General features: G+C 63.6%; 12 protein-coding genes and 1 tRNA gene. 2 read left to right on the top strand and 11 right to left on the bottom strand.

What is annotated here, in order from left to right:
- Positions 1 to 231 precede the first annotated feature (231 nt).
- Positions 232 to 2,640 carry a methyl-accepting chemotaxis protein gene (locus tag AB7C87_RS05505; RefSeq protein WP_369728415.1) on the bottom strand — a complete coding sequence of 803 codons (2,409 nt, stop codon included), beginning with the start codon at positions 2,638 to 2,640 and terminating at the stop codon, positions 232 to 234.
- Positions 2,641 to 3,135: 495 nt separating this feature from the next.
- Positions 3,136 to 3,220 (bottom strand) — tRNA-Ser (locus AB7C87_RS05500).
- Between the two features lie 114 nt (positions 3,221 to 3,334).
- Here AB7C87_RS05500 and AB7C87_RS05495 point away from each other — a divergent pair.
- The gene (locus AB7C87_RS05495) at positions 3,335 to 4,306 is read left to right on the top strand and encodes an AAA family ATPase (protein WP_369728414.1); all 972 of its coding nucleotides are present in this window, start codon (positions 3,335 to 3,337) and stop codon (positions 4,304 to 4,306) included.
- On the opposite strand, the gene merB is transcribed toward AB7C87_RS05495, so the two are convergent.
- Positions 4,293 to 4,943, bottom strand: a complete 651-nt coding sequence (merB, locus tag AB7C87_RS05490) for an organomercurial lyase (RefSeq protein ID WP_369728413.1) — start codon at positions 4,941 to 4,943, stop codon at positions 4,293 to 4,295. The genes AB7C87_RS05495 and merB overlap by 14 nt on opposite strands.
- Positions 4,944 to 5,016: 73 nt before the next feature.
- Between merB and AB7C87_RS05485 the strand changes: the two genes are divergently transcribed.
- Entirely contained in the window at positions 5,017 to 5,421 is a 405-nt protein-coding gene (locus AB7C87_RS05485) for a winged helix-turn-helix transcriptional regulator (RefSeq protein WP_369728412.1), read from the top strand.
- A 110-nt stretch (positions 5,422 to 5,531) separates the two neighbouring features.
- Here AB7C87_RS05485 and AB7C87_RS05480 read toward each other — a convergent pair whose 3' ends face one another.
- The 8 genes from AB7C87_RS05480 to aspS all read right to left on the bottom strand — a co-directional run bounded on the left by AB7C87_RS05480 (position 5,532) and on the right by aspS (position 17,286).
- Entirely contained in the window at positions 5,532 to 6,512 is a 981-nt protein-coding gene (locus tag AB7C87_RS05480) for a tyrosine--tRNA ligase (protein WP_369728411.1), read from the bottom strand.
- Positions 6,513 to 6,579: 67 nt separating this feature from the next.
- Positions 6,580 to 6,762 (bottom strand): hypothetical protein, encoded by a 183-nt coding sequence (locus tag AB7C87_RS05475; RefSeq protein WP_160047757.1) that lies wholly within the window; start codon positions 6,760 to 6,762, stop codon positions 6,580 to 6,582.
- A 326-nt stretch (positions 6,763 to 7,088) separates the two neighbouring features.
- Positions 7,089 to 8,078: a linear amide C-N hydrolase gene (locus AB7C87_RS05470; RefSeq protein WP_369728410.1), complete on the bottom strand. Its 990-nt coding sequence runs from the start codon at positions 8,076 to 8,078 to the stop codon at positions 7,089 to 7,091.
- A gap of 610 nt (positions 8,079 to 8,688) precedes the next feature.
- Entirely contained in the window at positions 8,689 to 9,465 is a 777-nt protein-coding gene (locus tag AB7C87_RS05465) for a 4-phosphopantoate--beta-alanine ligase (RefSeq protein WP_369728409.1), read from the bottom strand.
- Positions 9,466 to 9,707: 242 nt separating this feature from the next.
- Positions 9,708 to 12,611, bottom strand: coding sequence for a DUF1508 domain-containing protein (locus tag AB7C87_RS05460; protein WP_369728408.1), 2,904 nt, complete (start codon positions 12,609 to 12,611; stop codon positions 9,708 to 9,710).
- A gap of 174 nt (positions 12,612 to 12,785) precedes the next feature.
- A complete protein-coding gene (locus tag AB7C87_RS05455; protein WP_369728407.1) occupies positions 12,786 to 13,622 on the bottom strand; it encodes a pantoate kinase in 837 nt (278 codons plus the stop codon).
- A 135-nt stretch (positions 13,623 to 13,757) separates the two neighbouring features.
- A complete protein-coding gene (locus tag AB7C87_RS05450; RefSeq protein ID WP_369728406.1) occupies positions 13,758 to 15,716 on the bottom strand; it encodes an AAA family ATPase in 1,959 nt (652 codons plus the stop codon).
- Between the two features lie 265 nt (positions 15,717 to 15,981).
- The gene (gene aspS / locus AB7C87_RS05445) at positions 15,982 to 17,286 is read right to left on the bottom strand and encodes an aspartate--tRNA(Asn) ligase (RefSeq protein ID WP_369728405.1); all 1,305 of its coding nucleotides are present in this window, start codon (positions 17,284 to 17,286) and stop codon (positions 15,982 to 15,984) included.
- Positions 17,287 to 17,377 lie beyond the last annotated feature (91 nt).

Raw genomic sequence — 17,377 nt, 5'->3', positions numbered from 1 at the left:
GAGATACCACATTAAGAAACAGCCCTGCGCACGACGGGTGCGGGTCGGTATCACTCTTCGTTCGGGCAACGCTCGCCCAGTTCCTTCACTCGTCCCGTAAGTGGATTGGGACGCTATCGTAACAACTGAAACGATTCACACACCGGTCGCCGATCCGTCTGGCGATCGGGTGTGCAATGACGTTCAGTGGCTACTATAGGACTGCCCGACGGTCACAGCGTCCGTTGGAAATCAGTCGTCGCCGGCGGGAACGATTTCGTTCTCATCAGCAAGGTCGGCCTCGTCGGCGGAGTGCACTCGCTCCGCGTCGGCGTCGGTCTCGAATCGATTCACGAGCGATCGTAACCCGTCGGCCCGTTCGGATAGCGATTCCGCACTCTCCGCGATTCCCTCGATCGCACTCGTCTGCTGTTCAGCCGCCGCCGAGACGCTCTGTGACTCGCTTGCGGTTTCCTCGCTAACCGTCGCCACGTCGTCGACCATCGTCGCCACTTCCTGTGCGGAGTCGGCCTGATCGTCGGTCGCGTCGTTGATCGACTGGATTCCTTCGTTGGCCTCTTCGATCCCCTCGACGATCGACTCGAGCGTTGTGGCGGTCTCGTCGATCGTCCGCCGGCCGTCCTCGACGTCGTCGCGCATGCCAAAGATGTCCTCGGCGACGGATTCCGTCGATTCTTCGACGGTTTGGATCAGCTGTTCGACTTCGGAGGTCGCTTCGTCTGTCTCTTCTGCGAGCGATTTGACCTCGCTGGCGACGACTGCGAAGCCGTTGCCGTCTTCGCCGGCGGCGGCCGCCTCGATCGAGGCGTTGAGCGCCAGCAGGTTGGTTTCGGAGGCGATGTCGTCGATCATGTCGACGATCTCGCCGATCCGCTCGACCTCTTCGCGGAGCGTTTCGACTTCGGCGACCGTGGCGTCGGCTTTCGTCTCGATGCCGTCGATCGTTTCGATCGCATCGTCGGCCGCTCGCTTTCCCTGCTGGCCGAGCGACGACGCCCGTTCGGACTGGTCGGCGACGGAATCGGAGGAGGAGGCGATCTCCTCGACGGTCGCCGACAGATCGCTCATCTCCGCGGCCGCGGTCGTCAAACTCTCGTTTTGGCGTTCCGCCCCGGCGGAAATCTGTTCGACGCTCTCGGCGACTTCCGCACTCGAGTCCTCGAGTTCCCCGGCGGAGGCGGTAACGTCGGAACTTCTGGCATCGACGTCTCCTGCGACGGACTGGATGCGGACGACTAACGCCTCGACGTCCGCGAGCATCCGATTCACCGACTCGCCGATCTCGGCCATCGCCTGACTCTCGCTGGTCGTATCGAGTCGCCTGGTCAGGTCGCCGTCGGCCGCGGCGTCGATCGCCTCCCGGTAGTCCGTCGCCTTCTCCTCGAGATGGTGGCTGAGTTCCTCGGCTTCGGCTTTTGCTTCCTCCGCGTCTGCTTTCGCCGTCTCCGCCTCCGATTTCGCCTCCTCGGCCCGCTCGCGTTCGGCTTCTGCCTCCTCAGCCCGGTGTTCGACCTCCGCCAACTGATCGTCGAGCGTGTCCCGGATACGGGCGAACAGGACCGCGAGCTGGCCGAACTCGTCGACGCGCGAGCGGTCGATCGACACGTCGAGATTGCCGTCTTCGATCTCCCGGGCGTAGTCCGTCATCTCCTCGAGCGAGCCGTTGACGTCCCGCGAGATGACCGTCCCGACGGCGACGAACCCGATCACGGCGATTCCGATCAACAGCACGATACTCTGGGTCACGTCACCGACCGTCCCGTAAACCGCGCTCTCGGGAGCGATGACGGTGACCGCCCAAGGTTTTTCCTCGAGCGGCACCGTCGCGACGACGACGTCGTCCTCGTCGACGTATTCGTGATCGATCGTCGCGGCGTCGATACGCGAATCGGTGACGGTCTCCTGAACGTGGGGGAGCTCCTCGAGCAAGAAGTACTCGTCCATGATCGCGTCCGTATCCTCTGCAAGCGTCACTTCGCCGGTATCGGTCGAAACGACCTCGACGACGCCACCATCGACGGGCGAGGTCAACAACTGGCCGCGCTCCTCTAGGTCGACGACGATGACGATCGCGTAGTCGCTCTGTCCCTCTACCGGACTCAAAAACCCAAGGCGCTTGTTCGAACCGATCGCGTACGGTTCGAACGAACGAACCTCGTCCGTATCGTCGAAATCCTCCGGGTTCGACGCCCACGGATAGTATCCCGGGTTCAAGTATTCGTTCTCCCGGTCGTGATTCGTACTCACTTCGAGCCGGTTCGACCCCATATTGTAGTAGTGGATCTCCACGACGTTTTCGGGGAGCGCATCGTGGTGTAACTCGAGTATCTCCCTGATTTCGGATTCGTTGCCGTTTGAGATGGTCTCATCCGCCGAGAGATCCTGGACGTCGGTGTTGCGGTCCGCGATGAAGCTGTCGATTCCGGCGGCCTCGCGCTCGGCCGCGTTCGTCAGCGTCTCGTCGGCGTCCGCTTCGACGCTCGCTTGGACGTCGGCGAACGTCACGTAGCCGGCACCGAGGAGAACGACCGTAACGACCAGAATCGCCGCGCCGATCTTGAAGAAGTACCGTCCCCGAAGAACGTCGTATAGGTTCCGAACGGACCGATCACTACTTTCCTCGTCTGCTGAACCCACCATGGCTCCGCAATGTCATACTCCTCGAATAAGTCTGATGGCCGAAAAATAGCTTCTCGAATATCCAGGGCGGAAATAAACTTGGTTACACAATCTCCGATTAAAGATATCGAACATCTCGAGAGAGATTTCGATGAGCATTCGAATCGTTTCCGCTCACGGCGACCGAGATGACTCGAGCCGCTACACGTCGCTCGTCAGTTCGTTCGTCGTAAAAAGCGCCGAGAGGGAGATTTGAACAACGTCCAGACGTGCTCACTTCGTTGTGCGCGTCTGGTCTCGTACAAACTCCTCCGTGTCGTTTTCCGACGAACCGGCGACTCGCTCCGCTCGTCAGTTCGTTCGTCGGAAAAGCGCCGAGAGGGAGATTTGAACCACGGTCGGACGATCTCGCTCGCTTCGTTCGCGAGCATCGGCTTCCCTGGCTCAAACTCCCCTGTATTGCTTTCACGACGACGGACGGTTCGCTCCGCTCACCGTCAGTGTCGTCGTAAAAAGCGCCGAGAGGGAGATTTGAACTCCCGAGTCCGTGAGGACAGCAGATTTCGAATCTGCCGCCTTGGCCGGGCTAGGCTATCTCGGCTCACCTTCATCTACCCGGGAGACGTTTTTACCCGTTTCGATTTTTCTCCCCGCCTGTGAACCGCTACCGCTCGAGGAGCGAAAACGATTTGACAGGAGCGGTGTACGTCCATCCATGGACGTTTCTCAGGCCAGCACCGAGTGTACGACCGTCCTCGAGGCGATCGGCGACGCGGTCATCTGCGAACAGGAGTTCCTCGAGGAGATCCTCGTGGGGGTCGTCGGCCGCGGTCACGTCCTCCTCGAGGACGTTCCGGGGACCGGAAAGACGCTGACCGCCCGAAGCGTCGCATCCGCGCTCGGTCTCTCGTTTTCTCGCATCCAGTTTACGCCGGATCTGCTCCCCGCGGACGTCACTGGCACCCACGTCTTCAACGAACGCGAGCGCTCGTTCGAGTTCAACGATGGACCGATCTTCGCCAACATCGTGCTGGCCGACGAGATCAACCGGGCCCCGCCGAAGACCCAGGCCGCCCTGCTCGAGGCTATGGAGGAAGGCCAGGTGACGACCGACGGCGAGACGCGCCAGCTTCCCGATCCGTTTTTCGTCATCGCGACCCAGAACCCCGTCGAGCAGGAGGGAACCTTCCCCCTCCCCGAAGCGCAGGTCGACCGCTTTCTCGTCAAGACCTCGATGGGATACCCCGACGAGGACGGCGAGGTCGAACTCCTCCGACGACGCGCCGGCCGGGAGACGACCAGCCCCTCGATCGAGACCGTTTTGAGCCCGGAACAAGTCGACCGGCTCCGCCGAGTCCCCGAATCGGTCCGCGTCGACGAGGACCTCCTCGAGTACGTGGCGGCACTCGCCCGCGAGACTCGAGTCGACGGCCGCGTCGAGGTTGGCGTCTCCCCGCGGGGAACCCAGCGGCTGTTCGAAGCCGCTCGGGCGTACGCGACGCTCGTCGGCCGCGAGTACGTCACGCCCGACGACATCAAACGCGTCGCCCATCCCGTCCTCGCCCACCGTCTCGTGCTCACACCCGACGCGACGGTCAACGACGTCGCCAAGGCGAGCGTGATCGACGGCGTCCTCGAGTCCGTTCCCGTTCCGACGGTGCAAGCGGAGAACGCTACCCCACGATGACGTCCGAGAGAACCGTTGCTCCCGCGAGCGACGTCCCGACGGTGGCCGCCGGCACCGTCTGTGCCCACGCCTCGTAGGCCTCGCGGTTCGAAAACGCCCTGACGTACGGACAGACCGCGCCGTATGCCTCCGCAAGTCCCCCCTCGCCCGCCGGGAGCGGATCGACGGCGCCGTCGATCCCGAAGGAGACGGTCGCCTCCGCCGGCATCGCCGTGAGTTCGCCGGTTTCGCTCACGCGTGCAACGACGCTCGTTCCGTCGGGTGCCTCGGTGTGTATCGTCGCCTCGTCTTCGACCAGTCGCGCGAGGATCACCGCGTCGAAAACGCACCGGAAGTCGTACTTCTCGCCGTCGACGACGCCCCAGTGTCCCGTGTGTTCGTCCACGTGACAGAGATCCGTGGCCTCGAGCGGGCCGTCGGTTCGCCGTCGAAACGCCGCGACGTAGTCGGCGATCGTCTCGATCGAATCGTCGTCGACGAACCGACCCAATACGGCGCATAGGTCGTCGGGAAGCGGTGCGTCCGCGACGTCGTCCCCGTCGATCCAGTACCCGCCCCCGCCCGTCGCGTCCGGATCGGTATCTTCGATCTCTCGAGGAGCCGTACAACCGTCACAACCGCACGAATCGTTCGACATACGACTATACTTCGGGTATGAAAGTATTTGTACTGTCGAGTCCGAAGTAACGAAGCAACTACCGTGATCGACAGTGATTGAAGATTCCAGCGATTCCGCGTCCGATGACCCGATTTCGACCGACGACCCCCTACCGACGGCCGACGAGAGTCCGTCGTGTTACTGCCGATTGGGTGGCGTATTTGACCAGCTCAGCCGCCAGTACGCGATGCAGGTGATTTGCGTCGTCGGCGCGATCGGCCCCGCCCGATACGGCGACATCGACGAGGCCTTCGAGAACGTGAGCAGTTCGACGCTTTCGGCGCGACTCGAGGAACTCGTCGACGCGGGCTATCTCTCGCGCGAACGGTACGCCGAAATTCCGCCGCGGGTCGAGTACGACCTCACGCCGACCGGCGAGGAGCTCTGTCGCCGACTCGAGCCACTGCTCGAGTGGGCCGAGAGCCAGGAGAAGTCGGATTCCGCCGAATCGGCGTAGCTGGTGGTTTTGGCGAGCTAGCTACCGTCACGTCTCGTATTCGTCCGGCCGGACTGTCATGCGCTCCGTTCGGATGAGCCGGCCATTCCGTTTGGACGTGCCGTCGTTGCCTACGAGCGCAGTTCGCGAAGCTTCTCCCTGCCCGGCGCGATCAGTTCGTCCAGGTAGCTCGCGAGGGTTCCCTTCGCGTCCGCGGGGTGAAGTTCCCCCGACTCGAGGTCCGCGGCGAGGTCGTCGTAGCTCTCGTAGCTGAGGTCGCCGCCGTACTTTTCGGGGCGTTCGACGACGATTTCTTCGAACCGCGGAAAGACGTGGTACTCGAACAACTCGAGGACCGGGTTCTCGAGGTCGCCTTCCGGATCCCGCGTGGGCGGACAGAACGCCGAGTTGACCTTCGCTTCTAGGTCCTCAGTCGAGTCCTCCATCGAGATCGTGACGCCCTGGCTCGAGGACATCTTCCCCTCGCCGCTCTCGAGGTCGGCGACGATGGGGGTGTGAAGCGCCGGGCGGACGTCGTAGCCCAGTTCGGGCAGTTCCTCGCGAGCGAGCATGTGAACTTTCCGCTGGTCTAAGCCGCCAACGGCGAGGTCGAGGTCGAGGTACTCGATGTCGAGGGCCTGCATCAGCGGGTAGACGACGTGGCTCACCTTCGCGGTCTCGCCGCCTTGAATCTCGGCCATCGCACGCTGGGCGCGGTTGAGCGTCGTCGACACCTCGAGTTCGTACAGATCGAGGGCGAACTCCTCGTCGAGTTGGAACTCCGAGCCGTAGACGAACTCGGTCTGTGCTTCCTCGAGGCCGTAGGCGATGAATTGGGCTTTCATCCGCTCTGCGGTCTCGCGGATCTCTTCGAACGTGCCCTTGTCGTTCAAGTAAGCGTGGACGTCGGCGAGCAAGACGACGACCTCCATGCCGGCCTCCTGGAGGTCGATGAGTTTGTTCGCCGTCAGTAAGTGGCCCAGATGGAGCACACCGGAGGGCTCGTAGCCGACGTAGGCGCGCTTCCCGTCGGGATCGTCGGCGAGTTCGCGCACCTCCTCGTCGGTGACGACCTCCTCGGCGTTTCGGGTCATCAGGTCGTAGGTATCCATCTCTGTCTGAGCGGAATCAGCGGACGGATTTATGACTTTGTGAACTGTGCGACCGTCCCGATCGCTCTCAAAACGGGAGTCGGTCGCGGGCCGTCCCCGCCAGATAGCCGGTCGCCGCGCCGACGCCGGCGCCGACCGCGCCGCCCGCGGGTCCGGCGACACCGCCGACTTTGCCGCCCAGTTTCGCTCCCTCCGCCGCGCCGCGGGAGGCGTGTTCCGATCGTAGACACGGTGGCTCGAGTCGTCCCATCGTTCCCCGGTTCGGAGTTCGGCAAAATAATCGTTTGCCTCGAGCCACTCGATTTCCACCAGACACGTCGTCCTCCACGACGTAGGGGACGCCGAGGACGATCGACTGAGGGACGGGCGTCGACTACGAGACCGCCGACTCGCTCTCGCGGCGTGCGAGCGAGTATCTCGCTATCTCGTACGACCGGCTCGAGGGTGCCGTTCGTCGACGGCGAGGGGCACTCGAGATCGACCGCGACGGCGAGCGGGATGCGGTGTCGCCGCGGATCGCGGATCGAAACTGTAGGGAAACGACGGTTGGTTCGCGTCGAACCCGGCGAGGAGGCCCTAGTCGGCGGTTGCCTCGAGAAACGGGAACGGGTCGGTGGTGACCAACTGGTCCGAGACGTCGCCAGCGTACGTGGTGGACTGATCGGGGCCGAGCTCGAGTTGCTGGGCGTCGGTGCCGGTCGAGAAGTCGAGTTCCTCGAGTTCCACCCAGAACGCATTCGGCATCAGCGCGGACTCGAAGTAGTAGACGAGATCGTCGTGGTCGGCGACCGTCCGCCAGCGCGTCGAAGAGATGTGGGGTTCGTCGGGCGTGGTGATCCCGTACGGGACCGAGACGTTCCGAACGACGCTGAAGACGCCGGCGGTCGCCGTCCGCCGGTCCTCGACCTGCGGAATTGCGTCGACGTAGAAGCGCGCCCGCACGAATCGATCGGCTGGCCGGTTCGTGCCCGGTAACATGACCGTTCCGCCGATTTCCTCCCAGTACTCGGCTAAGGCGAGTTGCTTCTCGAACGTTGGCGAGTTGGTCATCACCTGATACTCGCGGTCGTGGTGGACGACGAGTTCGCCGTCGACGTACTCGAGGACCGCGCTGTCGCCGCTCGCGTCCGACAGCGAGAGGTGAAGTGTCGCCAGCCGATCCTGGCCCGGTACGTGGTCGGTTACGACCACGAACTCCTCCTCACGCATGTGTTCGACCGCCTCGGCCACGGTCGCGAAGTTGTCGAGGACGTACTGCGCCCACAGCGAGATCGACATCGCGGGTTCGTCGCCGTCCCAGTCGGGATACTCGGATTCGGAGAGCCACAGCAGGTTCGCGACCAACCCCGCCTCGTTCATTCCGTCGGTCGTCGCGACGTCGTAGGCGCTCGAGACGACGCTCCCGTAGTCGGCCGTCCACGTCACCGAGTTCGGACCTGCTTCCCCGTCGCGTTCGATACCGCGTGGCAACGCCCAGATGTTCGTCCCAATGTCCTCCTTCCAGTCCATCGATCGGCCGGTGAGCACGCGGTCGCCGTCGCCGACGTAGACCAATCGCGTACACATCAGTTTTCGACCTCTTCGATCGCGACCATTTGCCTCGAATCCGGGACTATTCGGTGCATATCCACTGATCGGACACCAGTTGACGTGATAAACGTTTCACACGAATGGCGATGGGTTCCGGAGGCCGAGTGTGCCATCGGATCGAACTTCGGTACTTCGTTACAGTAACAACTTCACCGATTGACGCACTGATCACCGATCTGTCTGGCGATCAGGTGTACAAGACGTACAGTGACTACGATAGGGACATCCCCTCGAGCCGTTTTAGGAGTATCGAGGAGTAATATTATCATCACGGTCCGTGTATACTCGACTACACAACAACCCGAGCGGATAGAAAATGGTGCGAATACGCCGTCTACTACTGTGGGATCCGCCGTGGACCATAGAAAATCCCGTGCTCAGAGCGACCGTGGGCGGTATCTCCGCCGTCAGTGGCCTGATTATCGCCGTTTCGACAACGTCTTGGTTTCCGGTTCGGGTGGTCGTCTTCTTTTTCGCGACGGTCTCGTGTCTCCTCTTCTATTCGTACGTGATCGAGACACTCTCGGTTCGCTGAGGTGCCGACTCAACCCAGCAAGGTCGCTCCGATCGTGGCGGTGGGACTGGCTCACAACCCGTTACGAATCCGTTTTTCGGCCGCCTCGAGCGCCGCCTCCCGCTCGAACGCCTCGACGATTTCTTCCAGTTCTCCTTCGCTTGCGTCCGCCAGATCTTGTGCGTGCTCGGTCATATTCGGCACCGCACGGATGATGTTGTCGACGATGGGGACCTCGGCGACCCGGGGCGACCGCGAGAGCGGGTTGAGGTCGATCACGATTTCGGTCTTGCCCATCTCCGCTAACGCTTCGGCGCGGTCGCCGTCCTCGAGCGGGACGACGACGACGTCCGCGGCGTAGATGCCGTCAGCGTCGACTTTCGCACGCTGGTGGTCGAGTCGTGGGATTCGGGCGTCGGCCTCGAGCCCTTTCACGGCCTCCGCGCCGTGGTCGCGCAGGTGGGAAGCGATGGCCTCGATCCGCTCGGGGGTCCGGTTGAAGAGGTTGATCTCGAGATCCGCTCCGGTAGCGTCGGCGAGGTCGACCATCTCACCGGGGACGAGCGCCGCGACGTTACCGTTGATCGAGAGGACGGGACGATCGGCGAGCAACAGGTGGGCGGCGGCGGCGCGTTCGGCCTCGTCGGCGCTTGGAATCGTCTCCTCGCCGAGGAGGTAATCGAAGGCGCTCCCCCGGCCCTCAGCGTGCATTCCTTGGAGGTGAGTGATCCCCTTCTCGACGCCCCGCTCGATTCGGTGACGGGTGAGCAGGTCCTGGTATCTGGGATGATCCTCCGGAATCTCGTCTTCGTGTTCGACCTCGGCGGAGACGGTATCGTAGTCGCTCACGAGAGACGACTGGGGTGGCCCAATAAAAAGCCGACCGATCCGTTCTGAACACGAACATCGCCGTTTTGACAGCGAACTCCAGACGGTCGCGGGTTCGCCGGTACTGAGACGGAACGGTGTCCCGGTGTCCCGGTGCAATCTCAGGGTGGGTCGCGGTCACCGGAACTGACGGACAGCAGACCGTCTGAAACGGTTGTTCGTCTGTGCCCGGCCGATGGCCGCTCGCTTGGCACCGTGGCGGATCAATCGGTGAACGTGATCCAGCCGTCCGGCGCCTGGGATTTGACGCTGTTCATCGCCTCGCGGGCGTCGGTTCGATTCTCGTAGACCTGAGTGCTCTCGGCCATCGTCGTTCCGTGTTCGTCGATCAGGTGCCAGAGCCAGCCGTCGTCGTCCTCGGCCGCGTGCAACTCGAAGGAGACGCTGTCGATCTCGAGGATGCTCGCGGCCTCGATCAGATCACGAACGTCTGCGACCGCTTCGCGGGCGGCTTCGGTCGTCGCGTACGTCTCGGAGCCACTCGCCACCGATCGACCGTTCTCGTCGATGAGCCGCCAGCGCCAGCGGTCGTCCTCGCCGGCGACGAGTTCGAACGAGGCGACGTCGAAGTCGACTCGCCCGGCCCGCGGCGCCAGTTGTCGAACCGTCTCGACCCGCGAAATCAGGTCGTCCTTGCTCGAGACCGGGTCGGCCGCCCGGCCGATCGCCTCGCGCTCGCGGTCGACGAGCGTCCACGTCCAGTCGTCGTCGCTCTCGAGTCTGATCACCGCGTCCTCGATCGTGAACACCGGCGCGTCGGCGGCGTGATCCGTGATCGTCGTGACCGCCTCCCGTGCGGCCTCGCGACCGGCGTAGGAGTCACTCGAGTCGGCGATCGTCTCGCGGTCGCGATCGAGCAGTCGGAACCGCCACTCGTCGGTGCCGTACAGCTGGGCGGTGACGTCGCCGATCATGAACCGTTTCGCCGACGCGGCCGCCTCGCGGACGTCGCTTAGCTGATCGACGAGATCGGTACGAGTCGGATAGGCTTCGGCATCGACCGCGACGATCACTCCGTCCGGCAGGACGAATCGCCAGTGCCAGTCTTCGTCGGCGTAGGGCTGGAATATCGGCGCATTCATCGTCCTGACCTCCGAGTCGAGGTGCTCGAGGAGCCGATCCATCGCCGCACGCGCCGCCTCGCGAGTCGGGTGAGTTGCCGGATCCTCTGCGACGAGTTTGCCGGCCTCGTCGATGAGCCGCCAGCCCCACTCGTCGTTGTCGTCGACGAACAGTTCGAATGCGGCTGTCTCGATCTCGAGCAGTTCGGCCTCCGGCGCCTGCTCTTTGAGCGTCATCATCGCTTGAGAGGCCTCGGTTCGAGTGGTGTGTTCCGTGCCGCTGTCGGCGAGAACCGTCCCGTCCTCGTCGATGAGTCGCCAGCGCCACTCGCCGGAGTCTGCCTCGTACACCTGAAACGCCGCGTTCTCGAACTCGATGAGATCGGCCTCGCTCGCCTGCTGGCGAACGCGTTCGATCGCCGTCGCGGCCGCCTCGGGGTCGGTGTGGGGTTCGTTGCTCGCGGCGACGACTTCGCGGTCGTCGGTGACGAGTCGCCAGTTCCACTCCGGTTCGTCCTCCTCGTCGGCCTCCTCTACGACCACGCCGCCGTCCGCGGTCATCTCCTGTCCGTCCGTCGTCGCCGGGAGATCGTCGGTCTCGTCGTACGTTAGCTTCTGGCCGTCGCCAGCAGGATAGACCTCGTACTCTGCATCCTCGATCTCGACGACGTCCGCGACGTGTGCTCCGTCGGTGAACTGTTCGGTTCGCCGTTTCGCCTCGACGTACTCCTCGAGCGCCTCGGGATTTCGGGCAACGACGCGTTCGGTCTCGTCGACGAGCCTGAACTGCCACTGTTCGCCCGTCTGATACAGTTCGTGTTTCGGCTCGCCCGCGACGGTGATCGACGCCGAGTCGAACTCGGGCAAAAGCGCCTCGATGGCCGCTTCCGCGTCCCGTCGGCCGTCGAACTCGTCCGCGGCACTCGCGAGGACGTCGTCGTCGCTGTCGACGAGGCGCCAACTCCATCGCCCGTCTCGCTCGTAGAGTTCCGCTCCGACGCCGTCGACGTCGAGAACGCGGGCGCGTTCGAACCGCTGTGCGAACGCGCGAGCGGCCTCCTCGGCACGTTCCTGGCTTCGGTGGCCCGTCTCACCCGTCGCGAGCGGCGTCCGTTCGTCGTCGATGAGTCGCCAGAACCACCGATCTCGTTCCTCGACGTAGGTGAACGCCGCTCCCTCGATTTCGATCACGTCCGCGTCGGGGCCACGATCTTTGAGGAAGCTGACCGACTCCTCGGCGTCGTCACGCTGATCGAACTCGCGCGAACAGGTGCCGACGACGCTCCCGTCCTCGCGAGCGAGCGTCCACTGCCAGGTCTCGTCACGATCCTCGTATAGCCGAAACGCCGAGGTCGTAAGCTCCATCAGCCCCGCGGAGCTGATCTGAGACTTGACGCGTTCGATCCCCTCCGTCGCCTCCGGGCGGGTGACGGCGCTGTCGGTGCTTCCTGCCAGCGCCTCGAGGTGGAGGACGTGCCACTTCCAGTCGCCGTCGTCGTCCCGAAAGACGGCGAACTGTGCCCCCTCTATGGCGTCGCCCGTCAGAATCGGCGGATCTTCGGTCTGTCCTTCCTCCTCGACGAACATCCCGCGTTGGCCGGTGACGACCGGGACGAGAAGCGCGACGCCGCCGAGCGTGCCGACGCCGATCGATGTGATCACGATCCCTTCGACGGTCAGGTCCATTCCGTGCCCGCGCCAGTGGTACGGATACGCGGCCGCGGAGAATACGACACCGGAGAGAGCGACGACCAGTCCGACGATGCTCGCTTGAATCGCACGTTTCCGAACGGGTAACATGAGGACGAGTCCGAACAGTCCGATCGAACCGCCCGTTCCGGCGATAACTGTCGATATCCGTATCAGATAGTACGATCCGGTGTCGCCCGCGTAACTGACGACGAAGATGAGAACGCCCGCGGCGGCGACGAGGTAGCCGACGATAAACAGCCAGTAGCCGTAGACGTCCGAACTCGAGTCCGGTTCGCCGACGTAGTGTTCGTACAGCCGAAACAAGTTCTGGTGTATTTTCAGTTGGGATGTCATCGCAAACTTAACGCATAACTAGAACAATAGTTAATAAGTTTATGGCCACGTGTTGGACGAAAATCACCTCTGACGACCCACGAGAGTGGTCTGCCGTAGTCGTGAGGGAACCATCGTTGTCGGACGTGGATTCGTCACTGATCGCGCGGCCGTCCTGATCCACTCAACCGTTCGTCACTTCAACATCGCACCGGCGGGATGAGTCGCACAGACGTCGGGATCGTATCCGGCGTCGGAGAGTCCCGTTCCGAGCGCGAAGACGGTGTTCCCCAACATCGCCATCGAGGCCTGACCGTTCGCGTCGGTGACGTCGCCGATCGTCCGCGCGACCTGTTCGGTCAGTAATCCCGTTTCCCGGGCGAACGCCCGTGAAGCGTACATAAACGAGAGGAGCGTTGGCTCCTCGACCAGCTTCGAAAGTGCCTCCGTCCCAACGTCGGTAAGCCGTTGGGTATCACCCGAGAGTACTTCGGACGTCGAGAGTTCACCGAACGTGACGTACTCGACGCGCGCTCGAGCGGGGATCGCATCCAGCTTGTTCACCTGCGGACATCCCGGCTCGAGTCGGATCGGCACGCCGCCGCGTGCCTGGGCGACGACGTCGCCCAGTCCGGTTCCTGCCTGTACCTCCGCACCGTGGGCGACCGTCACCAGTTCGTTGAACGAGAGTTTGCGATCGAACACCCGATTCGCCGCGAGCGCCGTTCCTAACGCCGTCGCGCCGGAAACCCCGAACCCGGCCCCGAGTGGGAGTTCAGAGCTGGCCTCGACGCGGGCGGAAACCCCGAGCGTCTCGAGAACGGTCGACACCGGCTCGATATCGGTCTCCTCGCCGTCGAGGACGACGGTCGACTCCGTCCCTTCAGGAACGCGTTCGACCGCCACCTCGACGCCGTCGGTGAGCGTCACTCCTGCCCCTCGAGAGCCAGCTTTCGTCGGATCGTCGTCCGGATGTGCACTGAAAAATCCCGTAATGTGCCCTGGAACGAACGCCGTCGCCTCGTCACCCATTGGCGTCCCTTGCGACTCGCCCGTTATATACTGTTCGCTCAGCAATCGACGCCCGGCCGGTCAAGCCCCGATACGTCTGTGCCCCAATCGATAGCCCGCCTCGAGCAGTTCCGTGGTCGGTGCACACCGCGTGGATCAGCGACTCCGGCCGCTCCCGCCGGGAACCGTCTCCGGCGTGAGTCCGCTGGTCTGTGGACCGCGCCACTCCTCGAGGGTCGCTTCGACCTCGCCTGCCACCTCCACGATTCGGCCGGTCGTGATCCGCGTTTCTTCGCGAAGGGCGCCGCGGGCGACACGTCCCGCGAGATAGCGGACGTCACGGATGCTGAACCCAGTCGTCGCCTCCGCTACCGCCTCGAGGTCGACGGTCTCGGCAACGAGCCGTTCCGGAAGCGCATCGATCAGGATCGCGACGCGCGTCTCACCGTCCGGCGGTCCCACCTCGATCCGTTCGTCGAACGTCCCGGCGTGGAGGACGTCGACGTCCACCCGGTCGACTGCCCGTGCGGTCGCGACGACCAAGACGTCTTCCTCGAGGGTCGGCAACAGCGACTCGAGTCGGGCGCCGACGCGGTCGGTGGCTCGCGAACCGCCCGATTTCGGCGCGAGTTCGTCGAGGTCGTCGAGCACCAACACGCTCGGGGCGGTCGATCGTGCGTCCTCGACGATCTCTGCGACCCGATCCGCTGGATCGTCGACGGACTCCCTGTGGAACCGATCGGGGCTGACATCGACGATTGGGCGATCGAGTTCCGCCGCCAGCGCTCGAGCCAACGACGTCTTCCCCGCGTCCGGCGGCCCGTACAGCAACGCGCCGTCGATCGGATCGACGTCGTAGCGCTCGTAGCCGTCGCGATGACGTACCGGCTGGAGTACCCGCCGCTCGAGTTCCGCCGCCAGGCCGTCCATCCCGGCCAGTTCGTCGAACGCGACCGGATCGTCGGACGACCACCGGCCGAGATCCTCGTCGAATCGATCCTCGTACCGATCGAGCCAGTCCGCGATGCTGGTGTCGGTCTCGTCGACCGCCTGCTGGAGGTGTGATTGCTCGACGGGCGACTCGTCTGCGATCGCGTGACGGATCGCCACGGTGGCGAGCAGGGCGACGTCACTCGAGGCGTAGCCGGCGGTCGCGTCCGCGAGCGCCTCGAGCGAGATATTTTCGGCCACGGGCGCGTCGGCGAGTTCGAGCCTGAGGATCGCTAAGCGCGCCCGACGATCAGGCGGCGGGACCTCGATACGCTCGTCGAAGCGTCCCGAGCGCAGGATGGCGTCGTCGACGTCCTCGAGGTAGTTCGTCGCCGCGAAGACGACGATATCGGAGTCGTGTTGACTCTCGAGTTCCGTCAGCAACTGGTTGACCATCTGTTGTTCGCTCACGGCCATCCGACCCGACCGATCGCTCGCGATCGCGTCGATCTCGTCGATAAAGACGAGACACGGTTCGTTCTCGCGGGCGGTCTCGAACACCGTCGCGATGTTGTCCGCGGCCTCGCCGATGTACTTACTCGTGACGTCAGTCGGAGAGACCTCGACGTAGTTGTACTCCGTTTCGGCCGCGACGGCGCTCGCGACGAACGTCTTTCCACAGCCCGGGGGCCCGTAGAAGAGGACGCCGTTGACGGCCCCGATGCCGTACCGCTCGTACACCTGCTGGCGGGTCAGCGGATCGATCACACGGTCGCGAAGGGTATCCTTGAGATCGTCCATGCCGCCCACGTCCGAGAAGTCGTGTCCCGGCGGCGCCGTGTCGAGTTGCTCGGGATCGAGTCCGGTCTCCGTGCCGTCCCCGCCTCGAGGCTGTTGAACGGCGCCATCACCACCGGGACGACGCTGTGCTTTCGGCGACTCGCCGACGTACCGACCGACGAGCATCCACCCTAGCGTTGCCGTCGGCGGTGCGAACAGGAGCGCGAGGTCGCCAGTAAGCGCGTACCCCACCACACCAGTCACGTACGTGACCCCGAGGACCAGCCGATCGAGCTGGACGGCCGCCATCCAGGAGACCGTCCGGAGGGCGATCGCGAGCGTCCCGAACGCGAGCACGAACACCAGAAACGCTCTCTCACTCGGGATGAGCTGGACTGCGTTCAACACCTGTGTATTCACAAACACGTCTGTAATTACACGAAAGCTGATTGGTCACGATAAAATAATTTCGATCCGTAATATACGTCCCATCGGTGACACTCGCCGTCCTCGTCAGGGACTCATACGGTTTGCTGTACCGATGTCCCGGTGCGACCGCAGGATGGTCGCGGTCGCACCGGAAATGACTGACAGCAGACCGTATCAACCGTTGCCGGTCCCGCAAGGCTCGAACGGAGTGAGCGTCTTGCTGGTTCTCGGAGACTTCGCCCTACGGGCTCAGCCGTTGTCGGTCTCGCGGGAACAACACCGCTTCTCGAATGTTGTCCAGACCGAGAATCGTCATCACGAGGCGCTCGCCGCCGAGGCCGAAGCCGGCGTGGGGCGGCATGCCGTATTTGAACATCTTGGTGTAGTACTCGAACTGGTCGGGGTCGAGCCCCTGCTGTTCGAAGCCCTCGATCAGGTTCTCGTGGCGGTGTTCGCGCTTGCCACCCGAGACCAGTTCCATCTGCGGATGCATCAGATCGAAGCCGGTCGAGAGCTGTTCGTCGTCGTCGTGATCCTGGATGTAGAAGGGCTTGATCTCGCTCGGCCAGTCGGTGATGAAGTAGTGGCCGCCGACGTCGTCGCCGAGCGCCTTCTCGCCCTCGGTGGGGAGGTCGTCGCCCCAGACGAGTTGCTCGTCGAGTTCGCCCGTCGCGTTGATGCGCTCGATGGCCTCCTCGTAGGAGATCCGGGGGAACTCACCCTCCGGAACATCGAACTCCTCTTCGAGACCGAGCGCCTCGAGTTCCTCCTCGCAGTTCTCGGCGATCGCCTCGTAGCCGGCTTTGACGATACCCTCGGCGACGTCCATCGCGTCGTGTTCGTCACAGAACGCGCCTTCGAAGTCGATCGAGGTGGCCTCGTTCAGGTGTCGCGGCGTGTTGTGCTCTTCGGCCCGGAAGATCGGGCCGATCTCGAAGACGCGCTCGACGTTCGAGCCGGCGATCAGCTGTTTGAACAGCTGTGGCGACTGGTTCATGAACGCCTCCTCGCCGAAGTACGTGATCGGGAACAGTTCGGTGCCGCCCTCGGTGCCGGTGGCGACGATCTTCGGCGTCGTGATCTCCGTACAGCGGAACTCGCGGAACTGCTCGCGGACCGCACGCAGAAGTTCGGCGCGGATCGCAAAGATCGCCTGCACCTCGTCCTTTCGGAGGTCGAGCGTCCGGTTGTCCAGACGGGTCGAGAGTTCGGCGTCGACCTTCCCCGAGGGATCGAGCGGGAGTTCCGGATCCGCGGCGGAGACGACCTCGACCGACTCCGGCGTAACCTCGACGCCCGTCGGCGCGCGCGGTTCTTCTTCGACGGCACCCGAAACCGAGACGACGCTCTCTCGAGAGACGCCCAGCCCGGTCTCGACGAGGTCGTCGTCCATCTCGTCTTTCTCGAATTTGACCTGGATCTTACCGGTCGCATCGCGGAGAATCAGAAAGGCGATACCGCCGAGGTCTCGGATCTCGTGGACCCAGCCGGCGACGGTGACGTCGTCGCCTGGCTCGGCGTCTGCCGTGTAGGTTCTATCCTGCATACAACCCGATTCTCGTAGCCGAAACTTAAGCGCAACCGTTCGGGCTCGTCGGCTCGGTTCGTGATCCGAAGGGATCGTGGACGCCCATCGC

Origin of the sequence: Natrarchaeobius versutus, assembly GCF_041205745.1 — an archaeon.
GTDB classification, from domain to species: domain Archaea; phylum Halobacteriota; class Halobacteria; order Halobacteriales; family Natrialbaceae; genus Natrarchaeobius; species Natrarchaeobius versutus.
The sequence above is the reverse complement of the archived record's forward strand: the minus strand, read 5'-3'. Positions and strand labels throughout refer to the sequence as shown.

What these genes read in the sequence shown, in the direction of transcription:
- AB7C87_RS05480 (WP_369728411.1), bottom strand. Translation starts at nt 6,512, where the DNA reads ATGGATACCTACGACCTGATGACCCGAAACGCCGAGGAGGTCGTCACC.
- AB7C87_RS05455 (WP_369728407.1), bottom strand. Translation starts at nt 13,622, where the DNA reads ATGGGTGACGAGGCGACGGCGTTCGTTCCAGGGCACATTACGGGATTT.
- merB (WP_369728413.1), bottom strand. Translation starts at nt 4,943, where the DNA reads ATGTCGAACGATTCGTGCGGTTGTGACGGTTGTACGGCTCCTCGAGAG.
- aspS (WP_369728405.1), bottom strand. Translation starts at nt 17,286, where the DNA reads ATGCAGGATAGAACCTACACGGCAGACGCCGAGCCAGGCGACGACGTC.
- AB7C87_RS05495 (WP_369728414.1), top strand. Translation starts at nt 3,335, where the DNA reads ATGGACGTTTCTCAGGCCAGCACCGAGTGTACGACCGTCCTCGAGGCG.
- AB7C87_RS05470 (WP_369728410.1), bottom strand. Translation starts at nt 8,078, where the DNA reads ATGTGTACGCGATTGGTCTACGTCGGCGACGGCGACCGCGTGCTCACC.
- AB7C87_RS05475 (WP_160047757.1), bottom strand. Translation starts at nt 6,762, where the DNA reads ATGGGACGACTCGAGCCACCGTGTCTACGATCGGAACACGCCTCCCGC.
- AB7C87_RS05460 (WP_369728408.1), bottom strand. Translation starts at nt 12,611, where the DNA reads ATGACATCCCAACTGAAAATACACCAGAACTTGTTTCGGCTGTACGAA.
- AB7C87_RS05505 (WP_369728415.1), bottom strand. Translation starts at nt 2,640, where the DNA reads ATGGTGGGTTCAGCAGACGAGGAAAGTAGTGATCGGTCCGTTCGGAAC.